Here is a 508-nt window from a genome sequence, read left to right as displayed (position 1 = left end):
AAATACCAAAAATTTATGACTTACCCATTAGTCGACAACATATTAAATATATAGATGGCAAGATTTGAACTTGCATGGTATTTAAACCATTCTGGCCTAAACAGAACCTGTCTACCAATTTCAGCACACCTATTCAATATTGATAAACTATTTTATGCTCGAGGTAAGATTCGAACCTACAACCTAGACAGCTTCAGTGTCTCGCTCAACCAATTGAGCTTCTCGGGCTTTTTAATGGAGACATTAGGAATCGAACCTAAATTGACTAAATGCAACCCAGTCGTATTACCATTATACTATACCCCCTATACAACTAATCGGAATTGAACCGATAAATTTCAGGTGGAAACTGATTATTTTACCATTAAATTACAGTTGCTATAATACAAAGTATTGTAAATGTATAATTTTTCTTTATTTTATACTTATCCGAGGAAGGACTCGAACGTTCACGGCTATTAACCAGCAAAACTTAAGCTTGCACTGTCTACCATTCCAGCACTCGGAT

At 35.2% G+C, this 508-nt stretch carries 3 tRNA genes; all 3 read right to left on the bottom strand.

Features of this window, described 5'->3' with window-relative positions:
* Positions 1-155 precede the first annotated feature (155 nt).
* The 3 genes from ACYVEA_RS34900 to ACYVEA_RS34890 all read right to left on the bottom strand — a co-directional run bounded on the left by ACYVEA_RS34900 (position 156) and on the right by ACYVEA_RS34890 (position 379).
* Positions 156-228, bottom strand: a tRNA-Phe gene (locus ACYVEA_RS34900).
* A gap of 7 nt (positions 229-235) precedes the next feature.
* Positions 236-306: transfer RNA gene (locus ACYVEA_RS34895), tRNA-Ala, on the bottom strand.
* A gap of 2 nt (positions 307-308) precedes the next feature.
* A tRNA-Gly gene (locus tag ACYVEA_RS34890) sits at positions 309-379 on the bottom strand.
* Between the last annotated feature and the right edge of the window lie 129 nt (positions 380-508).

The sequence above is a fragment of the Spirosoma jeollabukense genome (genome assembly GCF_054777855.1).
Note: the sequence above shows the minus strand (reverse complement) of the source record. Positions and strands in the feature narration are given on the sequence as shown.